This is a genomic window from Streptomyces sp. NPDC037013, from assembly GCF_055607265.1.
In genome coordinates, this window is sequence record NZ_JBVJRV010000001.1 from 452,085 (window position 1) to 473,564 (window position 21,480).

Consider the following 21,480-nt stretch of genomic DNA (forward strand, 5'->3'; position numbering starts at 1 on the left):
GGATACGTCATTGTTCAGCGCGGCGGCTGCCGCACATGGTGCCCGCTTCCCGAGCGGCGTGTCTCAGGCATTCACGTCGTGGGTGCGCCCGTGTTGCCGGTGCTCACATGGACGTAGTCGACGACGAGCTGCTGGGGGAAGGCCGTGCTGCCGTCCGGGTCGCCGGGCCAGTAGCCGCCGACCGCGAGGTTGAGGATGAGGAAGAAGGGCTTGTCGAAGACCCATCGGTTGCCGTTGAGGTCGGCCGGGGTGCGCCGCTGGTAGACGGTGCCGTCGACGGACCAGGTGACGGAGCCGGGCGACCAGTCCACCGCGAACGTGTGGAACCTGTCCGCGAAGGCCTCGCCTCCGGGCAGGGTGTACGCCGCGCCGATCCCGCCGGAGCCGGAGTACCCGGGCCCGTGCAGCGTGCCGTGGACGGTGCCGGGCTCGAAGCCGACGTTCTCCATCACGTCGATCTCGCCGCTGGCCGGCCACCCCACGTCCCCGATGTCGCCGCCCAGCATCCAGAACGCCGGCCACATGCCCTGGCCCCGCGGCACCTTCATCCGCGCCTCGACGTGGCCGTAGGTCTGCGTGAACCTGCCCGCGGTGTTCAGCCGGGCCGAGGTGTACTGGCATCTGCCGTACCAGCACTGGTAGTTGCCCGGGTTCTCCTTGCGGGCGGTGATGACCAGGTCGCCCCGGCCGTCGAGGGCCGCGTTGGCGGTGCCTGCGGTGTAGTACTGCCGCTCGTGGTTGTTGACGTTGTCGCCGGTCTCGGTCCGCCACTTGGCGCCGTCGACCGCGGCCCCCGCGGGCCCGTTGAAGTCGTCGGTGAAGGTGGCGGCGGCCGTGGAGACGGCGCCGGGCGTACGGGGCGCGGGTTCGGCCGATGCCGAGGGGAGCACGGCGAGGCTCGCGGCGCCGCAGGCCAGGGCGAGGGCGCAGAGCCTGGTGCGGCGGAGGGGGGAGGTGTGCACTGTCATCACATCGCTTCGCGTGGGGGCGGTGGCGCGTGGGGCATGCGCATGACAAATGACGATCGAGAAATGAACGCGGCGACGGAGCCACCGCGTTCACTTTGTTCAGTACTTGATTTAAGGCCGACGCCCGGACCCCGTCAAGGAGTTGGTACGGACCGACCGGGCTCGGCCCGCGCCCCCGCCGGTGCGGCGCTACCAGCCCGCGGACGGGCCCGTCAGCTCCCTGATCGCGGGGCGCGCCGCGTCGAGCACGGTCATGAACCACGCGGAGAACGGGTCCCGCTCGTGCCGTTCGGCCAGCTCCGCCGCGGTCACGAAGGCCGTGGAGCCGATCTCCTCGGGGTCCGGGTCCAGCGGGGACTGGACCATGCCCACGAACAGGTGGTTGAACTCCTGCTCCACCAGTCCCGAGGCCGGGTCCGGGTGGTTGTAGCGCACCGTGCCCGCCTCGGCGAGCAGCGACGGCGAGACCCCCAGCTCCTCGTACGTACGCCGGGCGGCCGCCGCGAAGGGCGCCTCGCCGGGGTAGGGGTGGCCGCAGCAGGTGTTCGACCAGACGCCGGGGGAGTGGTACTTGCCGAGGGCGCGCTGCTGGAGGAGCAGCCGCCCCTGTTCGTCGAAGAGGAAGACGGAGAACGCCCGGTGCAGCTGCCCGGGCGCCTGATGCGCGGAGAGTTTCTCCGCTGTGCCGATCGTCCTGCCGTCCTCGTCGACGAGTTCGAGCAAGATCGCTTCTCCGGTGCCGTTCGACGAGCTGTTCGTCGCGGTGGCAGGTGTGATCGGCATACCCATCCTTCGCTTCGGTCTACGGGCCCCAAGTCTGCCGTACGTTCCGGACGCCCCCGGCACTTCGAGGACCCGCATGTCCCGCCGGAACGTCAGACGCCGAAGGCCGCCGGATACCGGATCGTGCCCCGTGGCAGCCCGGCGAAATCGTCGGACCCGGTCAGCGCGAGCGCCATCATGGCCTCGTCGGGCACCTCGAAACCTGGCCGGATTCCGTACCTGGAAGCGGGCTCGAACCCGAAGCGCGGATAGTACGAGGGGTGCCCGAGCACGAGGACGAGCCGCTCGCCCCGTGCGCGCGCCGCGTCGAGGAGCGCCCGCACCACGGCGGAACCCGCCCCCGTGCGCTGGTGTGCGGGCAGTACGGCGACGGGCGCGAGAGCCAGCGCGGGTGCCCCGTCCACCCGGCAGCGGGTGAGCAGCGCGTACGCGGCCACCGTGCCGTCGGGTGCCTCGGCGACGCAGGAGAGCCCCGGCAGCCAGGCGTCGTCGTCCGCGCGCAACGCGTCGACGAGGTCGGCCTCCGCCCCGGTCTCGAAGGCCGCGGCGTTCACGGCGTGCACCGCGGCCCTGTCCGACGCGGTCTCCGGACGGGTCGGCCAGGAGTCCACGGGCCGCAGCACATAGCCCGTGTAGCCGTACTCCGTCCCGTGCTCGCGCCGCATCGCGATCTCCTCGCGGGTGGCGGCGAGCGCCTCCGCCATGCCGGGAGTGTCCGGGTCCGCCGCGTCCGCGCGCGCGGCGAGCGGGCCGTAGTACTCCTCCCAGTCGGACTCGGGCTGCCGGTGCACGCCGAGTACGGAGTAGCCGGCGCCGGTCGCGGCCCGGATGTTCTGCTCGTGGGTGCGGAGCGGGTAGTGCCGCTCCCAGAAGGCGCGAGCGGCGGCGGAGGGCTCGTCGGCCGTCCATTCGCACTCGGTGAGGACGAGCGCGCCGCCGGGGGCGAGCAGCCGCCGCCAGGCGCGCAGCGCGGTGTCGAAGCCGATGCTGTAGGCGGAGCTCTCCGCCCAGACGAGATCGAACGAGCCGTCCGGGAAGGAGAGTTCCGCCATGTCGGCGTTGAGCGTGGTGATCGATCCGGCCAGCCCGCGCGCCAGGGCGGCGGCGCGGAGCTCCTCGAGGAACGGCTCGTGCAGATCGACGGCGGTCACCTCGGCGCCGTGCTCGGCGGCGAGCAGGAGCGCGGCCCTGCCGGGGCCGCAGCCCAGGTCGAGGACGCGCGGCCGCTCCGGCAGCGCGCCCGCGAGGGCGGAGAGCCGCCGGGTGGTCGCGTCGGAGCCGGGGCCCTGCCGGGGAAGGCCGTGGTGCAGGGCGAAGAAGGCGTGGGTGATGGAGGTGTTCTCGGTCAACGTGGGAAACCCTCGGGTGAGGGGCCCGCGGACGTACGGAGCGTCAGGCGCGGGCCCGGGAAGTGGGGATGCACGTGTCGCCGCGCGGAGCAGCGTCGGCCGCGACAGTCATCAACCCACCTCCTGGAATCCGAGAACTCCGGCCACGATAACACCGGCGCTCTCGCCGCCGGGTGCCGGAGCTCAGTGGCAGAGCTCAGTGGCAGAGCTTCGCCTCGTGCTCCGCGTGGCCGCTCGGCTCCAGCTGGAAGGTGCAGTGCTCCACGTCGAAGTGGTCGCCCAGGCAGCCCTGGAGCTCGTGCAGCATCTTCTCGTGGCCGATGGAGTCGAGGGTGGAGGAGCTCACCACGACGTGCGCGGAGAGCACCGGCATGCCCGAGGTGATCGTCCAGGCGTGCAGGTCGTGGACCTCCTCGACGCCCGGCAGATCGAGGATGTGGGCCCGCACCTCCGCCATGTCGACCCCCTGGGGAGCCGACTCCAGGAGCACGTTCAGGGTCTCCTTGAGGAGCTTGACCGTACGCGGGACGATCATGAAGCCGATGACGAGCGAGGCGATCGGGTCGGCGGCCTGCCAGCCGGTGAGCATGATCACGGTGGCCGCGATGATGACGGTGACCGAGCCGAGGGTGTCCGCGACGACCTCCAGGAAGGCGCCGCGCACATTGAGGCTGTCCTTCTGGCCGCGCATCAGCAGTGAGAGCGAGATCATGTTGGCGACGAGGCCGAAGGCGCCGAACCAGATCGCGAGGGCACCCTCGGTCTGCGCGGGTGTGATGAACCGCTCGACCGCCTCGTACAGCACGTAGCCGCCCACGCCGAGCAGCAGCAGACAGTTGGCGAGCGCGGCCAGGATCTCGGCGCGGGCGTAGCCGAACGTGCGGTTCTCCGTGGGGGGCCTGTTGGCGAAGTGGATCGCCAGCAGCGCCATGCCGAGGCCCAGGGCGTCCGTGGCCATGTGCGTCGCGTCCGCGACGAGCGCGAGCGAGTCCGCCGCGATGCCGCCCACGATCTGCGCGACCATCACCGTGATCGTGATCGCGAGGGCTATTCGCAGCCGCCCCTTGTAGGCCTGGGCCGCGGTCCCCGTGGCCGGTGCCCCATGCGTGTGTCCGTGATCGTGCCCAGCCCCCATGGAGCCGCCTCCCGAGTCGGTCGTCGGTACTGCCGTTCGCTGGTCGCGCGACCACAGTGAACTACGGGTGGGGGGTATCTGACAACGTGGCACTGAACACCGTTGTCATCTCCCTGACCTGCGAAAATGGCAACGGTTGCCGTCAAGGGGAGGGTCGCAGGTCAGGGCGGTGGACGATCAGTCGCGGCGCGCCCGCGGGTGGTGCAGGCACCAGCCCGCCCACGCCGACTCCACCATCTCGCGCACCCCGCGCCGGGCCGTCCAGCCGAGCTCCGCCGCGGCCAGGCCCGCGTCGGCCACGGCACGCGGCGAGTCCCCGGCACGGGCCGGCTCGACGAGCGCGGGCCGGGTGTCCCCGCTCACCTCGCCGATGAGCGTGACGAGTTCGCGTACGGAAACACCGCGCCCCCGCCCGATGTTCACCGTCAGATCGCCCCCGGCCCCGCCTGCCAGCCGGCGGGCCGCCGCGAGGTGGGCCTCGGCGAGATCGGACACATGGACGTAGTCCCGCACGCAGGTGCCGTCCGGGGTGGGGTGCGTGTCACCGAAGATGCGGGGCGGCTCGTCGCGCATCAGCCGGTCGAAGACCATCGGGATCACGTTGAAGACCCCGGTGTCCGCCAGCTCGGGGGCGGCGGCGCCCGCCACGTTGAAGTAGCGCAGGCAGACCGTCCCGATGCCGTGCGCCCGCCCGGCGGCCCGCACCAGCCACTCCCCGGCGAGCTTGGTCTCGCCGTAGGGGCTCACCGGGACGCAGGGGGTGTCCTCGCGTACGAGCTCCACGTCCGCCGGGTTGCCGTACACCGCGGCCGACGAGGAGAACACGAACCGCCGGATGCCCGCCTCGGCGACCGCCTCGAGGAGCGTCGTCAGGCCGCCGAGGTTCTCCCGGTAGTAGCGCAGCGGCTGCTCCACCGACTCCCCGACCTGCTTGCGGGCCGCGAGGTGCACCACCCCGGTGACGCCGTGCTCGGCGAAGACCCGGCGCAGCAGCTCCCCGTCGAACGAGGAGCCCTTCACCAGGGGCAGGCCCTCGGGCAGCCGCTGCGGCACCCCCGACGAGATGTCGTCCAGTACGACGACGTCCTCCCCGGCGGCGGCCATGACCCGCGCCACATGTGCCCCGATGTATCCCGCTCCGCCTGTGATCAGCCATGTCATGGGCGCCCACCCTAAGCGAACGCGTCGGGCGGACAGCCGGTCGCTATGCGGGCAAGCCGGGCGCGGGGCGGGCGCGGTTTGTGGCCGCGGCCCCCCATCCACCATGATGATCGCGAAGGCCGAGGCCCTCGCAGGCCGCCCTTATCGGGGCGTGAACGGGTGATGAACGCCCGCTTCCCATCATCCGATAGCCTCTGCCGACGTGCCGCCCGGCCGCCGTGGCCAGGGGCGCTCCCCTTACGCATGTGCCCGGCGCGAGCCGCGCCGGGACTCAAGGAGTGAGTTCGTCTGTCGACCGCCATCCTCACCGGTCAGCCGGTCCCCGGGTCGCCGCTCGAAGGCGATCTGCGGTCCCTGGGCTTCGACGTGCGGGTCGCCTCTGACGCGGCGGACGCCGAGACGCTGATCGCCGACGTGCCGCGCGACCAGCGGGTCGCGGTCGTCGACGCGCGCTTCGTCGGCCACGTCCACGCGCTGCGCCTGTGCCTCACCGACCCCCGCTTCGCCGCCTGCGCGGTGCCCGGCGCCGTCACGGCCAAGCCGGAGGCCCGCGCCGAACTGACGCGTGCCCTGCGCGCCGGCGCCGGCGCGGCGGGCGGCGTCGCCACGCTCGACGCCCTCCCCGACACCATCGCCGCGGCCATGGAGTCCGGCACCGCCGACGTGCACCGCCCCGACCTCGGCGCCCTCGTCGCCACCGTGCCCAGCGACCCGCAGGCCAGGAACGAGGCGCGCCAGGCCGTCGCCGCCGTCGACGACGAGGCGGTGCGGCTGCGCACCGCGGTCAAGTCGCGCGACGGCTTCTTCACGACGTACTGCATCTCCCCGTACTCGCGCTACATCGCCCGCTGGTGCGCCCGCCGGGGTCTGACCCCGAACCAGGTCACCACCGCCTCGCTGCTCACCGCCCTGATCGCGGCCGGCTGCGCGGCGACCGGGACGCGCGGCGGGTTCGTCGCCGCGGGCCTGCTGCTGCTCTTCTCCTTCGTCCTTGACTGCACCGACGGGCAGCTCGCCCGCTACTCCCTGCAGTACTCGACGCTGGGCGCCTGGCTGGACGCGACGTTCGACCGCGCCAAGGAGTACGCCTACTACGCGGGCCTCGCGCTCGGCGCCGCACGGGGCGGCGACGACGTGTGGGCGCTCGCGCTCGGCGCGATGATCCTGCAGACCTGCCGGCACGTCGTGGACTTCTCCTTCAACGAGGCGAACCACGACGCCACCGCCAACACCAGCCCCACCGCGGCCCTTTCGGACAAGCTCGACAGCGTCGGGTGGACGGTCTGGGTGCGCCGGATGATAGTCCTGCCCATCGGTGAGCGCTGGGCGATGATCGCCGTGCTCACCGCGGCCACCACCCCCCGCACCACCCTGGTCGTCCTGCTCATCGGCTGCGCCCTCGCCGCCTGCTACACCACCGCGGGCCGCGTCCTGCGCTCGCTGACCCGCAAGGCCACCCGCACCGACCGTGCCGCGGACGCCCTCGCCGATCTCGCGGACAACGGCCCCCTCGCCTCGGCCTTCTCGGCCCTCAGGCCCCGGGTGACCTGGCTGCGCCCCGCCCCGGTCCTCGCCTTCGTCGGCGGCGCCGGGCTCGTCGGCACGGCGCTGGCCAACCCCTACGGCAGCCCCGTCGTTGTGGCCGCCGCCGCGCTGTACGTCGCCCTCGCGGGCCTCGCCCTGATCATGCCCCTCAAGGCCCCCCTCGACTGGCTGGTCCCGCCGTTCTTCCGCGCCGCCGAGTACGGCACGGTCCTGGTACTTGCGGCCAAAGCCGATGTGAACGGTGCGCTTCCGGCGGCTTTCGGGCTCGTGGCCGCGGTCGCCTACCATCACTACGACACGGTGTACCGCATCAAGGGCGGCACCGGCGCGCCCCCGCGCCGGCTGGTGCGTGCGATCGGCGGCCAGGACGGCAGGACCCTCGTGGTCGCGCTGGCCGCGGCCCTGCTGCCCGCCACAGATTTCACCGTCGCGCTCACGGCACTCGCCGTGGCCGTGGCACTCGTGGTGCTCGTCGAGAGCATCCGCTTCTGGGTGACCGCCCACAGACTCGGCGCACCCGCCGTACACGATGAAGGAGAACCCGCATGATCGGCCTCGTGCTGGCGGCAGGCGCCGGACGGCGTCTTCGCCCCTACACCGACACCCTGCCCAAGGCCCTGGTGCCGGTCGACGGTGACACCACCATCCTCGACCTCACGCTCGGCAACTTCGCCGAGATCGGTCTGACCGAGGTCGCGATCATCGTCGGTTACAAGAAGGAGGCCGTCTACGAGCGCAAGGCGGCGCTCGAGGCGAAGTACAACCTCAAGCTGACCCTGATCGACAACGACAAGGCCGAGGAGTGGAACAACGCCTACTCCCTGTGGTGCGGCCGTGACGCCATCAAGCACGACGTGATCCTCGCCAACGGCGACACCGTGCACCCGGTCTCCGTCGAGAAGACGCTCCTCGCCGCCCGCGGCAACGGCCAGAAGATCATCCTCGCCCTCGACACGGTGAAGCAGCTCGCCGACGAGGAGATGAAGGTCATCGTCGACGACGCCAAGGGCGTGCAGCGCATCACCAAGCTGATGGACCCCTCCGAGGCCACCGGCGAGTACATCGGCGTCACCCTCATCGAGGGCTCCGCCGCCGACGAGCTCGCCGACGCCCTGAAGACCACCTTCGAGCGCGACCCCGACCTCTACTACGAGGACGGCTACCAGGAGCTCGTCAACCGCGGCTTCAAGGTGGACGTGGCCCCGATCGGCGACGTCAAGTGGGTCGAGATCGACAACCACGACGACCTCGCCAAGGGCCGGGAGATCGCGTGCCAGTACTGACGAGGCTCATCCCCTCGCCGGTCGTCGTCGACATCCGGCCGGGGGCGCTCGACGACCTGGCCGGTGTCCTCGCCGACCAGCGGATCTGCTCGTCGACCGGCAAGCTCGCCATCGCCATCAGCGGTGGCTCGGGTGCGGTGCTCCGCGAGCGGCTGATGCCCTCGCTGAGCGGCGCGGAGTGGTTCGAGGTCGGTGGCGGCACGCTCGACGACGCCATCAAGCTCGGCGAGGACATCAGGAAGTCGGGCCGTTACGACGCGGTCGTCGGCCTCGGCGGCGGCAAGATCATCGACTGCGCCAAGTTCGCCGCGGCGCGCGTCGGCCTGCCGCTGGTCGCCGTCGCGACGAACCTGTCGCACGACGGCCTCTGCTCGCCGGTCGCGACCCTCGACAACGACGCGGGCCGCGGCTCGTACGGCGTGCCGAACCCCATCGCGGTCGTCATCGACCTCGACGTGATCCGCGAGGCGCCCGCCCGCTTCGTCCGCTCCGGCATCGGCGACGCCCTCTCCAACATCTCCGCGATCCGGGACTGGGAGCTCGCCGCCCGCGAGCGCGGCGAGGACATCGACGGTCTCGCGGCCGCCATGGCCCGCCAGGCGGGCGAGGCCGTGCTGCGCCACCCCGGCGGCGTCGGCGACGACGGCTTCCTGCAGGTCCTGGCCGAGGGACTGGTCCTCACCGGCATCGCCATGTCGATCTCGGGCGACTCCCGCCCGGCGTCCGGCGCGTGCCACGAGATCAACCACGCCTTCGACCTTCTCTTCCCCAAGCGCGCCGCCAGCCACGGCGAGCAGTGCGGCCTGGGCGCGGCCTTCGCGATGCACCTGCGCGGTGCCCGCGAGGAGTCGGCGTTCATGGCCTCGGTGCTGCGCCGCCACGGCCTGCCCGTGCTGCCGGAGGAGATCGGTTTCACCGTGGACGAGTTCGTCCAGGTCGTGGAGTTCGCTCCGCAGACCCGGCCGGGCCGCTACACGATCCTCGAACACCTCGACCTGTCCGCAGACCAGATCAGGGACGCATACGCCGACTATGCAAAAGCCATCGGTAGCTGAGCTCCGCCCGGTTGTTCACCCCCCGGGGGTGAAGGACCGGCGCAGCGGCGAACACTGGGCCGGCCGGCTCTACATGCGCGAGGTCTCCCTGCGCATCGACCGCCACCTGGTGAACACGCGGGTCACGCCCAACCAGCTGACCTACGTGATGACCGTCGCCGGCGCCCTCGCCGCCCCGGCCCTCCTCGTGCCGGGGATCACGGGCGCCGTGCTCGGCGTGCTCGCGGTCCAGCTCTATCTGCTGCTCGACTGCGTCGACGGCGAGATCGCCCGCTGGAAGAAGCAGTACTCGATGGCCGGGGTCTACCTGGACCGGGTCGCCGCCTACCTGTGCGACGCCGCGGTCTTGGTCGGCTTCGGTCTGCGCGCCGCCGACCTGTGGGGCTCGGGGCGCATCGACTGGCTGTGGGCCTTCCTCGGCACGCTGGCCGCGCTCGGCGCGATCCTGATCAAGTCCGAGACCGACCTGGTCGGCGTCGCCCGCCACCAGACGGGCAAGGAGCCGGTCAAGGAGTCGGCGGCCGAGCCGCGCTCCTCCGGCATGGCGCTGGCCCGCAGGGCCGCCGCGGCGCTCAAGTTCCACCGGCTGATCCTCGGCGTCGAGGCCTCGCTGCTGATCCTGGCCCTCGCCGTCGTCGACCAGGTCAGGGGCGACCTGTTCTTCTCGCGTCTGGGCGTCGCCGTGCTCGCGGGCATCGCGCTGCTGCAGACCGTGCTCCACCTCGTGTCCATCCTCGTATCGAGCAGGTTGAAGTGAGCACCCCGAGTACCCCGAGCACTCCGGCGGAGAAGCTGAAGGTCGGCGCCGTCATCATCACGATGGGCAACCGGCCGCAGGAACTGCGCGCCCTCCTCGACTCGGTCGCCAAGCAGGACGGCGACCCGGTCGAGGTGGTCGTGGTCGGCAACGGCGCCCCCGTGCCCGAGGTGCCCGAAGGCGTGCGCACCGTCGAACTCCCCGAGAACCTCGGCATCCCCGGCGGCCGCAACGTCGGCATCGAGGCCTTCGGCCCCGGCGGCACCGACGTCGACATCCTGCTCTTCCTCGACGACGACGGACTCCTCGCCAACACGGACACGGCGCGGCTGTGCCGCGAGGCCTTCGCCGCCGACCCTCGGCTCGGCATCATCAGCTTCCGCATCGCGGACCCGGACACGGGGGAGACCCAGCGCCGCCACGTGCCGCGCCTGCGGGCCTCCGACCCGATGCGCTCCTCGCGCGTGACGACGTTCCTCGGCGGCGCCAACGCCGTGCGCACGAAGGTCCTCGCCGAGGTCGGCGGGCTGCCCGGCGAGTTCTTCTACGCGCACGAGGAGACCGACCTCGCCTGGCGCGCACTGAACGCCGGCTGGATGATCGACTACCGCTCCGACATGGTCCTCTTCCACCCGACGACGGCGCCCTCGCGGCACGCGGTCTACCACCGCATGGTGGCCCGCAACCGCGTCTGGCTGGCCCGTCGCAACCTCCCCGCGCCGCTGGTCCCGGTCTACCTCGGCGTCTGGCTGCTCCTCACCCTCGCCCGGCGCCCCTCGGGCCCGGCCCTGAAGGCCTGGTTCGGCGGTTTCAAGGAGGGGTGGACCACCCCCTGCGGGCCTCGCACGCCCATGAAGTGGCGTACGGTGTGGCGGCTGACCCGACTGGGCCGACCTCCTGTCATCTGACAAGCTCGGGTCTGAGAGCATTCGGGCCATACCCCGGTCCCTGGCCCACGCCTACGCCCGACCGGCTGCGCATCTGAAGACGAAAGTTTCCACTCGTGAGTGAGACAACGCATGACGCCGGGGTCGCGGTGACCGCGTCCCCGTCGCCCGATGACGGGCTCTCCCGGGCCGAACTCGCCGCCAAGTACGGTCTGACCGTCAGCGGCGCCCGGCCCGGACTTTTCGAGTACGTCCGCCAGCTCTGGGGACGGCGCCACTTCATCCTCGCCTTCTCGCAGGCGAAGCTGACCGCCCAGTACAGCCAGGCCAAGCTGGGCCAGCTGTGGCAGGTGGCGACCCCGCTGCTGAACGCGGCGGTCTACTTCTTCATCTTCGGCCTGCTGCTCGGCGCCAGGGAGGGCATCCCGCACGAGATCTACGTGCCGTTCCTGGTGACGGGGGTCTTCGTCTTCACGTTCACGCAGAGCTCGGTCATGGCGGGCGTGCGGGCGATCTCCGGCAACCTCGGGCTCGTCAGGGCCCTGCACTTCCCGCGCGCCTCGCTGCCGATCTCCTTCGCGCTGCAGCAGCTCCAGCAGCTGCTCTTCTCGATGGTCGTGCTCGTCGTGATCATGTGCGCGTTCGGGATCTTCCCGGCGTTCTCCTGGCTCCTGGTCCTGCCCGCGCTCGTCCTGCAGTTCGTCTTCAACATGGGCCTGGCGCTGATCTTCGCCAGGATGGGCAGCAAGACGCCGGACCTGGCGCAGCTGATGCCGTTCGTGATGCGGACCTGGATGTACGCGTCGGGCGTCATGTTCAGCATCCCCGCGATGCTCGCGACCAAGAAGGACGTGCCCGGCTGGGTCGGGGACGTGCTCCAGTGGAATCCGGCCTCGATCTACATGGACCTGATCCGCTTCGCCATGATCGACAAGTACGACTCCTCCTACCTGCCGCCGCACGTGTGGCTCTTCGCCGTCGGCTGGGCCGTGGTGATCGGCATCGTGGGCTTCGTGTACTTCTGGAAGGCTGAGGAGCGTTACGGCCGTGGCTGAGGACAAGAACGCCGGCAAGGGGCACATCCCCACCGTCATCGCCGACGAGCTGCACATCGTCTACCGCGTCAACGGCGCGAAGACGGGCAAGGGCAGCGCCACCTCCGCGCTCAGCCGCATGCTGCGGCGCGGCGAGGAGCGCGGCGTCCGCAAGGTGCACGCCGTGCGCGGCGTCAGCTTCACCGCCTACCGCGGCGAGGCCATCGGCCTGATCGGCTCGAACGGCTCCGGGAAGTCGACCCTGCTGCGCGCCATCGCGGGCCTGCTCCCCGCCGAGAAGGGCAAGGTCTACACCGACGGCCAGCCCTCGCTGCTCGGTGTCAACGCGGCCCTGATGAACGATCTGACCGGTGAGCGCAACGTCATCCTCGGCGGTCTCGCGATGGGCATGTCCCGCGAGCAGATCAAGGAGCGCTACCAGGAGATCGTCGACTTCTCGGGGATCAACGAGAAGGGTGACTTCATCACCCTGCCGATGCGCACCTACTCCTCCGGCATGGCCGCCCGCCTGCGCTTCTCCATCGCGGCCGCCAAGGACCACGACGTCCTGATGATCGACGAGGCCCTGGCCACCGGCGACCGCAAGTTCCAGAAGCGCTCCGAGGCCCGCATCCGCGAGCTGCGCAAGGAGGCCGGCACGGTCTTCCTGGTCAGCCACAACAACAAGTCGATCCGTGACACCTGTGACCGCGTGCTCTGGCTGGAGCGCGGTGAGCTGCGCATGGACGGCCCGACCGACGAGGTCATAAAGGAGTACGAGAAGTTCACGGGCAAGTAGCCCGTTCGAGCCATCGGGCGTGCACCCGTTCGGCAGCAGTGCCCCGCCGGGAGTGATCCGGCGGGGCACTGTCGTGACATGGTGTCCCCGAAGCCGCCAGGACCTCACAACTCGCCGGTGCGCGGGGAACGTTGACGCCAATCGGTGTGTTGTTGTGATGCGCCGAACACCCCGACGATGCGCGAGGGGTTGTACAACGTAAGCTGTACCGGTGCTGATTCGCGGCAAGTGGGGCGATATCGCGCGGCGCCCCGGCTCGGAGCGGCGTCCGCCTCGCGCAAGGCTGGGCGGCGTGTCCGAAATGGGATGTATTGGGTCGGCAGTGTAGAACGGGAGATGTGACGGCAATGGCTACGGATGATCTCCGGCTCCGCGATGCATCCGCCGTCCTCGACAAGGCCGCGGACGAGAACTTCCCGGTGGCTCCGTTTTTCCTGCCCCGGGCCTGGCGCGACGACCTGATGGCCGTCTACGGCGTCGTGCGCCTCATCGACGACATCGGTGACGGCGACCTCGCGCCCGAGGCCGCCCACGCCCGCTACCTGGGCACCGACGCCGACGACCCGCTCGGCCTCCTGGACGCCGTCGAGGCCGACCTCGGCAGGCTCTTCGCCGGCGCCGACGCCGGGCACCCGCTGGTGCGGGCGCTGCGGCCGGCCGCCGAACGCGGCACCCTGACGGTGTCGCCGTTCCTCGACCTGATCGAGGCCAACCGCCAGGACCAGCTCGTCACGCGCTACGAGACCTACGACGACCTGGTGGCGTACTGCGCGCTCTCCGCCAACCCGATCGGCCGGCTCGTCCTGGCCATCACCGCAACGGAGACCCCCGAGCGGATCCGCCGCTCGGACGCCGTCTGCACCGCGCTGCAGATCATCGAGCACATCCAGGATGTGGCCGAAGACCTGGGGCGCGGCCGCATCTACCTGCCGGTTGAGGATATGAAGCGGTTCCACGTGAGCGAGTCAGAACTGTCCCGGCCGACGGCGGGTGCGTCGGTACGCGCCCTGGTCGCGTACGAAGCGGAACGCGCCCGCCACCTCCTGAATGAAGGCACCCCCCTGGTGGGTAGCGTCCACGGCAGGCTGAAGCTGTTGCTGGCGGGGTTCGTGGCAGGAGGGAGGGCGGCCGTCCAGGCGATCGTCGCCGCCGGATACGACGTACTTCCTGGACCACCCAGACCCACCAAGCCACGCCTGTTGCGCGAGGCGGGTGCAGTTCTGCGAGGAGAGGGGTGAGCCGGGTAGTGGAGTCAGACCCGCGCGTGTCCGCGTCGGTGCTCGCCGCGTACAGCTACTGCGAGGCCGTGACCGGACAGCAGGCGCGCAACTTCGCGTACGGCATCAGGCTGCTGCCGACGCCGAAGCGGCGGGCCGTGTCCGCGCTCTACGCGCTCTCGCGGCGGGTGGACGACATCGGTGACGGCGCGCTCGACCCACAGGTCAAGGCGGACCGGCTCGACGAGACCAGGGCGCTGGTCGCCCGGATCCGCGCGGGCGACGTGCGGGAGGACGACACCGACCCGGTGGCCGTCGCCCTCGCCCACGCGGCGGCGCACTTCCCGATCCCGATGGAGGGCCTCGACGAGCTCATCGACGGGGTCCTCATGGACGTGCGCGGCGGCACGTACGAGACGTGGGAGGACCTGAAGGTCTACTGCCGGTGTGTCGCCGGCGCGATCGGACGGCTCACCCTCGGCGTGTTCGGTACGGAACGGGGGGCGCTCCATGCCGAGCGCGCGCCGGAGTATGCCGACACGCTCGGTCTCGCGCTCCAACTGACCAACATCCTGCGGGACGTTCGCGAGGACGCCCAGGACGGGCGGACGTACCTGCCCGCCGACGACCTCGCCAAGTTCGGCTGCTCCGCCGGATTCTCCGGCTCCGAGCCGCCCGCCGGATCCGACTTCGCCGGCCTCGTCCACTTCGAGGTGCGCCGCGCGCGTGCCCTCTTCGCCGAGGGCTACCGGCTGCTGCCCATGCTGGACCGGCGCAGCGGCGCCTGCGTCGCGGCCATGGCCGGCATCTACCGCAGGCTGCTCGACCGCATCGAGCGGGAACCCGAGGCGGTCCTCCGGGGCCGCGTCTCGCTGCCGGGCCACGAGAAGGCGTACGTCGCCGTGCGCGGGCTGTCCGGGCTCGACGCGCGGAACGTGTCACGGCAGACCGTCCGGAGGCGCGCGTGAGCCGCATCCGCAGTGATCGTGGGGCAGCGGGGACGGCGCGAGTGAAGCGGCGGGCAACCCTCCGCTCCAGGGTCGCGTCCCAGACTGCAACGGCCGAAGGGGTGGGTGCGTGAAGAGCGAAGACCTGCAGCCCGACGGGCTGGACGCGGACGCCGAAGGCCGCCCCCCGGGGGCGGCCGCCGTGGTGGTCGGCGGCGGGCTCGCCGGCATCACCGCCGCGCTCGCGCTCGCCGACGCCGGCCTGCGCGTGACCCTGCTCGAAGGCCGGCCGCGCCTCGGCGGCCTTGCGTTCTCCTTCCGGCGCGGCGCGCTCACCGTCGACAACGGCCAGCACGTCTACCTGCGCTGCTGCACCGCCTACCGGTGGTTCCTCGACCGCATCGAGGGCAGCCACCTCGCACCCCTGCAGGAACGTCTCGACGTGCCCGTCCTGGACGCCGACCGCAACCGGCTCGGACGGCTGCGCCGCGCCGGGCTGCCGGTGCCGCTGCACCTCGCGGCGAGCCTCGCCACCTACCCTCATCTGTCGGTCGCCGAGCGCGCCAAGGTGGGGCGCGCGGCGCTCGCCCTCAAGGGACTGGACCCGGCCGACCCCGTCCTCGACGGCCAGGACTTCGGCAGCTGGCTCGCCAGGCACGGTCAGTCGGCGCGCGCCATCGAGGCCCTCTGGGACCTCGTCGGCGTCGCGACGCTCAACGCCGTCGCGGGAGACGCCTCGCTCGGGCTCGCCGCGATGGTGTTCAAGACCGGGCTGCTCTCGGAACCGGGCGCCGCCGACATCGGCTGGGCCCGGGTCCCCCTCGGTGATCTGCACGACACGCTGGCCCGCAAGGCGCTCGACGCCGCGGGAGTCCGTACGGAACTAAGGGCACGGGTCACCTCCATCTCCCGTACGGACAACGGAGGTTGGCGGGTGGAGGTTCCCGGCGAGACCGTCGAGGCCGAAACCGTCGTCCTCGCCGTGCCGCAGCACGAGACCCACGACCTCCTGCCGGACGGCGCGCTCGACGAGCCCGACCGGCTGCTCGACATCGACACCGCCCCGATCCTCAACATCCACGTCGTCTACGACCGGAAGGTGCTCAAGCGGCCGTTCTTCGCCGCACTCGGCACCCCCGTCCAGTGGGTCTTCGACAGGACCGAGGCGTCCGGGCTCGCCGAGGGGCAGTACCTCGCGCTCTCCCAGTCCGTCGCCCACGACGAGATCGACGCGCCCGTCGCCGCGCTGCGCGAACGCTATCTGCCCGAGCTGGAACGGCTGCTGCCCGCCGCGCACGGCGCCGAGGTGCGCGACTTCTTCGTCACCCGCGAACGCACGGCCACGTTCGCGCCCACCCCCGGCGTCGGCAGGCTCCGCCCCGGAGCCCGCACCAAGGCCCGCGGCCTCTACCTCGCGGGCTCGTGGACCGCCACCGGGTGGCCCGCGACCATGGAGAGCGCCGTACGCAGCGGCATCAGCGCGGCACAGGCCGCCCTCGCCACCCTCGACCGCCCCCGTGATCACCTCTTCTCGTTCGAGGAGGCGGCGGCGTGAAGCTCGACCTTCTGGGGTCAGGTCCCCAGAGAACCAGCACCGGAACAAGAGGAGAAACTGTGCCGACTGTGCCCTCGGCCGAGAAAACGGCTGCCGACACGGTGGACGTGACCTCACTGCTCGAACAAGGAAGGACGCTGGCCACCCCGGTGCTGCGGGCCGCGGTGGACCGTCTCGCCTCCCCCATGGACACCGTCGCCGCCTACCACTTCGGCTGGATCGACGCCGAGGGCAACCCCTCCGACGGCGACGGCGGCAAGGCCGTGCGTCCCGCGCTCGCCCTGCTCTCCGCCGAGGCCGCCGGCGCGGCCCCCGAGGTCGGCGTCCCCGGGGCGGTCGCCGTCGAGCTCGTCCACAACTTCTCGCTGCTCCACGACGACCTCATGGACGGCGACGAACAGCGCCGCCACCGCGACACGGTGTGGAAGGTGCACGGCCCGGCACAGGCCATCCTCGTCGGCGATGCCCTCTTCGCCCTCGCCAACGAGATCCTCCTGGAGCTCGGCACGGTCGAGGCCGGCCGCGCCACCCGCCGTCTCACCACCGCCACCCGCGCCCTGATCGACGGCCAGGCGCAGGACATCAGCTACGAGCACCGCGACCGGGTCACCGTCGAGGAGTGCCTGGAGATGGAGGGCAGGAAGACGGGCGCCCTGCTCGCCTGCGCCGTCTCCATCGGCGCCGTCCTCGGCGGCGCGGACGAGCACACCGCCGACTCCCTGGAGAAGTACGGCTACCACCTCGGCCTCGCCTTCCAGGCCGTCGACGACCTGCTCGGCATCTGGGGCGACCCGGAGGCCACCGGAAAGCAGACGTGGAGCGATCTGCGCCAGCGCAAGAAGTCGCTGCCCGTGGTGGCCGCGCTCGCCGCGGGCGGCCCCGCGTCCGAGCGCCTCGGCGAACTGCTCACCGCCGACTCCAAGAGCAGCGAGTTCGAGAACTTCTCCGAGGAGGAGTTCGCCGCGCGCGCCGCCCTGATCGAAGAGGCGGGCGGCCGCGAGTGGACCGCCAAGGAGGCCCGGCGCCAGCACGCCGTGGCCATCGAGGCACTGGACAGCGTCCGGATGCCGGAGCGGGTGCGGGCGCAGCTCGTCGCCCTCGCCGACTTCGTCGTCGTACGAGAGAGATGAGCACTATCGCGCGGACATCCGGGATTTCTGGGGGGTGACCCCCAGCACCCAGGCAGTCGCCGGCCGGCGCCCCGCGCCGGCCGACGGCGGACCCACACAGCAGACGTAGCCACCGCACTGCACGAAGGGGAAGCCATGACAGCGACGACCGACGGAAGCACCGGAGCGGCCACGCCCCGCGCGGCCTCGGCCAGCCGGCCCACCGAGCCCGTCGACCGCATCGACACCGTCGCCGCGCCGGCGGGCACCAGAGAAGCCGCGGCGCAGGCCATACGGCGCTCCACGGAGTTCCTGCTGGCCCGGCAGGACGCCGAGGGATGGTGGAAGGGCGACCTCGAGACCAATGTGACCATGGACGCCGAGGATCTCCTGCTGCGCCAGTTCCTCGGGATCCGGGACGAGGCGACCACGCGCGCCGCCGCCCTCTTCATCCGCGGCGAGCAGCGCGACGACGGCACCTGGGCCACCTTCTTCGGCGGGCCCGGCGAGCTCTCCACCACCATCGAGGCGTACGTGGCGCTGCGCCTGGCCGGGGACCGGCCCGACGAGCCGCACATGGCGAAGGCCTCGGCGTGGATCCGCGAGCGCGGAGGCATCGCGTCGGCCCGGGTCTTCACCCGGATCTGGCTGGCCCTGTTCGGCTGGTGGAACTGGGACGACCTGCCCGAACTCCCGCCGGAACTCATTTACTTCCCCAAGTGGGTCCCGCTCAACATCTACGACTTCGGCTGCTGGGCCCGGCAGACCATAGTGCCGCTGACCATCGTCTCCGCCAAGCGTCCTGTGCGCCCCGCGCCCTTCGCCCTGGACGAGCTGCACACCGACGCGCGCGTCCCCAACCCCGCCAAGCCGCTTGCCCCCGTGGTCAGTTGGGACGGCGTCTTCCAGCGGCTCGACAAGGCGCTGCACGTCTACCACAAGGTCGCGCCGCGCCGGCTGCGCAGGGCCGCCATGAACAGCGCGGCGCGCTGGATCATCGAGCGCCAGGAGAACGACGGCTGCTGGGGCGGGATCCAGCCGCCCGCCGTCTACTCCATCATCGCGCTGCACCTGCTCGGTTACGACCTGGACCACCCCGTACTGAAGGCCGGACTCGACTCCCTCGACCGGTTCGCCGTGTGGCGCGAGGACGGCGCCCGCATGATCGAGGCCTGCCAGTCGCCCGTGTGGGACACCTGCCTGGCCACCATCGCCCTCGCGGACGCCGGAGTGCCCGCGGACCACCCGCAGTTGGTCAAGGCCGCCGACTGGATGCTCGGCGAGCAGATCGTGCGGCCGGGCGACTGGTCGGTGCGCAGGCCCGCGCTGACGCCGGGCGGCTGGGCGTTCGAGTTCCACAACGACAACTACCCCGACATCGACGACACCGCCGAGGTCGCTCTCGCACTGCGCCGGGTCGCGCACCCGGACAAGGCCCGCCTGGAGAACGCCATCGAGCGCGGGGTGCGCTGGAACCTCGGCATGCAGTCGAAGAACGGCGCCTGGGGCGCCTTCGACGTCGACAACACCAGCCCCTTCCCCAACCGGCTGCCGTTCTGCGACTTCGGCGAGGTCATCGACCCGCCCTCCGCCGACGTCACCGGCCACGTGGTGGAGATGCTCGCCGTCGAGGGCAGGTCCCACGACCCGCGCACCCGGCGCGGCATCGAGTGGCTCCTCGCCGAACAGGAGGAGAACGGCGCCTGGTTCGGGCGCTGGGGCGTCAACTACATCTACGGCACGGGATCGGTGGTGCCCGCCCTGATCACCGCCGGGCTGCCCGCCTCGCACCCCGCGATCCGACGCGCGGTCCAGTGGGTCGAGTCGGTGCAGAACGACGACGGCGGCTGGGGCGAGGACCTGCGCTCCTACCGCGACCGCGGCTGGGTCGGCCACGGTACGTCGTCCGCGTCGCAGACCGCGTGGGCGCTGCTCGCGCTCCTCTCGGCGGGCGAGCGCGAGGCCGCCTCGGTGGAGCGGGGCATCGCCTGGCTCGTCGGGACGCAGCGCGAGGACGGCTCCTGGGACGAGCCGTACTTCACCGGCACCGGCTTCCCCTGGGACTTCTCCATCAACTACCACTTGTACCGGCAGGTGTTCCCGCTGACCGCGCTCGGCAGGTACGTCAACGGCGAGCCCTTCGCCCCGGGAGCCGCCGCACGGCCGGGTACGACCACACAGTCCGGCAAGAGCAGTTGATGGACCGGACCCCGGCTCCGCGGCCGGGCCCCGCGCCGCTGCTGATCGCCTGCGCGCTCGGCATCGAGCGCTTCGCCCTGCGCACCGGCGACCGCAGCGGCGCGCCGCACACCATGACGGTGCTGCGCACCGGCATGGGCCCCAAGAACGCCGAGCGCGCCGTCACCGGCGCCCTCGGCAAGGAAACCCTGCGCGACGCGGCCGTCCTGGCCACCGGCTTCTGCGCCGGACTCGCCCCTGGCATGCACCCCGGCGACCTCGTCGTCGCCGAGGAGACCAGGGACGCGCGCGGCAGCACCCCCTGTACGGGAACCGGTCTGCTGATCGAGGAGCTGGTGCGGGCCATGCCCGGACGCACCGTGCACACCGGACCGCTCACCGGCTCCGACCACGTCATCCGCGGCCAGGAGCGCAGCGACCTGCTGGCCACCGGCGCGGTCGCGGTGGACATGGAGTCCGCCGCGACGCTGCACAGCGCCGTACGCGCCGGAGAGCGGCCCGTTGCGGCCGTCCGGGTGGTCGTGGACGCACCTCAGCACGAACTCGTCCGCATCGGCACGGTGCGCGGTGGAATATCGGCTTTCCGCGTTCTCCGTGCCGTGCTTCCCGCTTTCTTTGAATGGCACCGTTCTTCGCTGCTCCCCCGGAGGTGAGCCAGATGGCCATGCCGCTTCGTCAGTCCATCAAGGTCGCTACGTATCTCTTTGAACAGAAGCTGCGCAAGCGCGACAAGTTTCCGCTGATCGTCGAATTGGAGCCGCTCTTCGCCTGCAACCTCAAGTGCGAGGGCTGCGGCAAGATCCAGCACCCGGCCGGTGTGCTCAAGCAGCGCATGCCGGTGGCCCAGGCCGTGGGTGCCGTTCTTGAGTCCGGTGCTCCGATGGTGTCCATCGCCGGCGGTGAGCCGCTGATGCATCCTCAGATCGATGAGATCGTGCGGCAGTTGGTGGCGAAGAAGAAGTACGTCTTCCTCTGCACCAACGCCATGCTGTTGCGGAAGAAGATCGAGAAGTTCACGCCCTCGCCGTATTTCGCGTTCGCGGTGCACATCGACGGCATGCGGGAACGGCACGACGAGTCCGTCGCGAAGGAAGGTGTCTTCGACGAGGCCGTGGAGGCCATCAAGGAGGCCAAGAGGCGCGGCTTCCGGGTCACCACCAACTCGACCTTCTTCAACACCGACACCCCGCAGACCATCATCGAGGTCCTGAACTTCCTCAACGACGACCTCCAGGTCGACGAGATGATGCTGTCGCCCGCCTACGCCTACGAGAAGGCGCCCGACCAGGAGCACTTCCTCGGCGTCGAGCAGACCAGGGAGCTGTTCAAGAAGGCCTTCGCGGGCGGGAACCGGCGGCGCTGGCGGCTCAACCACTCCCCGCTCTTCCTGGACTTCCTGGAGGGCAAGGCGGACTTCCCGTGCACCGCGTGGGCGATCCCGAACTACTCGCTCTTCGGCTGGCAGCGCCCCTGCTACCTGATGAGCGACGGCTACGTCCCCACGTACCGCGAGCTCATCGAGGAGACCGACTGGAACAAGTACGGCCGCGGCAAGGACCCGCGGTGCGCCAACTGCATGGCGCACTGCGGCTACGAGCCGACCGCCGTCCTCGCCACGATGGGTTCCCTCAAGGAGTCCATCCGCGCGGCCCGCGAGACGGTCTCGGGGAACCGCGGGTGACGTCATGAACGGGCGG

The 21,480-nt window shown here is 71.2% G+C and carries 19 protein-coding genes; 14 read left to right on the forward strand and 5 right to left on the reverse strand.

All coding sequences use genetic code 11. The features are described 5' to 3' along the window. Positions 1-71: 71 nt before the first annotated feature. The 5 genes from ACZ7DY_RS01970 to galE form a co-directional block, all read right to left on the reverse strand. Complete coding sequence (locus ACZ7DY_RS01970) at positions 72-968, reverse strand: glycoside hydrolase family 16 protein (protein ID WP_471128764.1); 897 nt, start codon at positions 966-968, stop codon at positions 72-74. 189 nt (positions 969-1,157) lie between these two features. Next, positions 1,158-1,751, reverse strand: coding sequence for an isopentenyl-diphosphate Delta-isomerase (idi, locus tag ACZ7DY_RS01975; protein WP_471128767.1), 594 nt, complete (start codon positions 1,749-1,751; stop codon positions 1,158-1,160). A 92-nt stretch (positions 1,752-1,843) separates the two neighbouring features. Continuing rightward, positions 1,844-3,100 (reverse strand): bifunctional class I SAM-dependent methyltransferase/N-acetyltransferase, encoded by a 1,257-nt coding sequence (locus ACZ7DY_RS01980; protein WP_471128769.1) that lies wholly within the window; start codon positions 3,098-3,100, stop codon positions 1,844-1,846. A gap of 196 nt (positions 3,101-3,296) precedes the next feature. Beyond that, the gene (locus ACZ7DY_RS01985; RefSeq protein ID WP_471128772.1) at positions 3,297-4,235 is read right to left on the reverse strand and encodes a cation diffusion facilitator family transporter; all 939 of its coding nucleotides are present in this window, start codon (positions 4,233-4,235) and stop codon (positions 3,297-3,299) included. Positions 4,236-4,412: 177 nt separating this feature from the next. Beyond that, positions 4,413-5,396, reverse strand: a complete 984-nt coding sequence (gene galE, locus ACZ7DY_RS01990) for a UDP-glucose 4-epimerase GalE (protein ID WP_471128775.1) — start codon at positions 5,394-5,396, stop codon at positions 4,413-4,415. 288 nt (positions 5,397-5,684) lie between these two features. On the opposite strand from galE, the gene ACZ7DY_RS01995 reads away from it, so the two are divergent. The 14 genes from ACZ7DY_RS01995 (at position 5,685) to hpnH (ending at position 21,464) form a co-directional block, all read left to right on the forward strand. Continuing rightward, positions 5,685-7,490, forward strand: a complete 1,806-nt coding sequence (locus ACZ7DY_RS01995) for a DUF5941 domain-containing protein (protein WP_471130182.1) — start codon at positions 5,685-5,687, stop codon at positions 7,488-7,490. After that, a complete protein-coding gene (locus ACZ7DY_RS02000) occupies positions 7,487-8,224 on the forward strand; it encodes a phosphocholine cytidylyltransferase family protein (RefSeq protein ID WP_471128778.1) in 738 nt (245 codons plus the stop codon). Before ACZ7DY_RS01995 ends, ACZ7DY_RS02000 begins: the two co-directional genes overlap by 4 nt. Next, positions 8,212-9,279, forward strand: coding sequence for an iron-containing alcohol dehydrogenase family protein (locus ACZ7DY_RS02005; RefSeq protein ID WP_471128779.1), 1,068 nt, complete (start codon positions 8,212-8,214; stop codon positions 9,277-9,279). The genes ACZ7DY_RS02000 and ACZ7DY_RS02005 overlap by 13 nt, the downstream gene beginning before the upstream one ends. Beyond that, positions 9,257-10,036, forward strand: coding sequence for a CDP-alcohol phosphatidyltransferase family protein (locus ACZ7DY_RS02010; protein WP_471128781.1), 780 nt, complete (start codon positions 9,257-9,259; stop codon positions 10,034-10,036). The genes ACZ7DY_RS02005 and ACZ7DY_RS02010 overlap by 23 nt, the downstream gene beginning before the upstream one ends. Before the next feature lie 62 nt (positions 10,037-10,098). Beyond that, on the forward strand, positions 10,099-10,944 hold the full coding sequence (locus tag ACZ7DY_RS02015) for a glycosyltransferase family 2 protein (protein ID WP_471130184.1): 846 nt from the start codon (positions 10,099-10,101) through the stop codon (positions 10,942-10,944). 95 nt (positions 10,945-11,039) lie between these two features. Then, the gene (locus ACZ7DY_RS02020; RefSeq protein ID WP_471128783.1) at positions 11,040-11,978 is read left to right on the forward strand and encodes an ABC transporter permease; all 939 of its coding nucleotides are present in this window, start codon (positions 11,040-11,042) and stop codon (positions 11,976-11,978) included. Continuing rightward, entirely contained in the window at positions 11,971-12,756 is a 786-nt protein-coding gene (locus ACZ7DY_RS02025; RefSeq protein WP_471128784.1) for an ABC transporter ATP-binding protein, read from the forward strand. The genes ACZ7DY_RS02020 and ACZ7DY_RS02025 overlap by 8 nt, the downstream gene beginning before the upstream one ends. A 347-nt stretch (positions 12,757-13,103) precedes the next feature. Continuing rightward, complete coding sequence (gene hpnC / locus ACZ7DY_RS02030; RefSeq protein WP_471128785.1) at positions 13,104-13,994, forward strand: squalene synthase HpnC; 891 nt, start codon at positions 13,104-13,106, stop codon at positions 13,992-13,994. After that, entirely contained in the window at positions 13,991-14,941 is a 951-nt protein-coding gene (gene hpnD / locus ACZ7DY_RS02035) for a presqualene diphosphate synthase HpnD (RefSeq protein ID WP_471128786.1), read from the forward strand. The genes hpnC and hpnD overlap by 4 nt, the downstream gene beginning before the upstream one ends. 124 nt (positions 14,942-15,065) lie before the next feature. Further along, on the forward strand, positions 15,066-16,475 hold the full coding sequence (gene hpnE, locus ACZ7DY_RS02040; RefSeq protein ID WP_471130186.1) for a hydroxysqualene dehydroxylase HpnE: 1,410 nt from the start codon (positions 15,066-15,068) through the stop codon (positions 16,473-16,475). Then, on the forward strand, positions 16,472-17,605 hold the full coding sequence (locus ACZ7DY_RS02045; RefSeq protein WP_471128788.1) for a polyprenyl synthetase family protein: 1,134 nt from the start codon (positions 16,472-16,474) through the stop codon (positions 17,603-17,605). Before hpnE ends, ACZ7DY_RS02045 begins: the two co-directional genes overlap by 4 nt. A gap of 135 nt (positions 17,606-17,740) precedes the next feature. Next, a complete protein-coding gene (gene shc / locus ACZ7DY_RS02050; protein WP_471128790.1) occupies positions 17,741-19,783 on the forward strand; it encodes a squalene--hopene cyclase in 2,043 nt (680 codons plus the stop codon). Further along, positions 19,783-20,436 carry a phosphorylase family protein gene (locus tag ACZ7DY_RS02055; protein WP_471128793.1) on the forward strand — a complete coding sequence of 218 codons (654 nt, stop codon included), beginning with the start codon at positions 19,783-19,785 and terminating at the stop codon, positions 20,434-20,436. Before shc ends, ACZ7DY_RS02055 begins: the two co-directional genes overlap by 1 nt. A 5-nt stretch (positions 20,437-20,441) precedes the next feature. Then, on the forward strand, positions 20,442-21,464 hold the full coding sequence (gene hpnH, locus ACZ7DY_RS02060; protein WP_471128796.1) for an adenosyl-hopene transferase HpnH: 1,023 nt from the start codon (positions 20,442-20,444) through the stop codon (positions 21,462-21,464). Positions 21,465-21,480 lie beyond the last annotated feature (16 nt).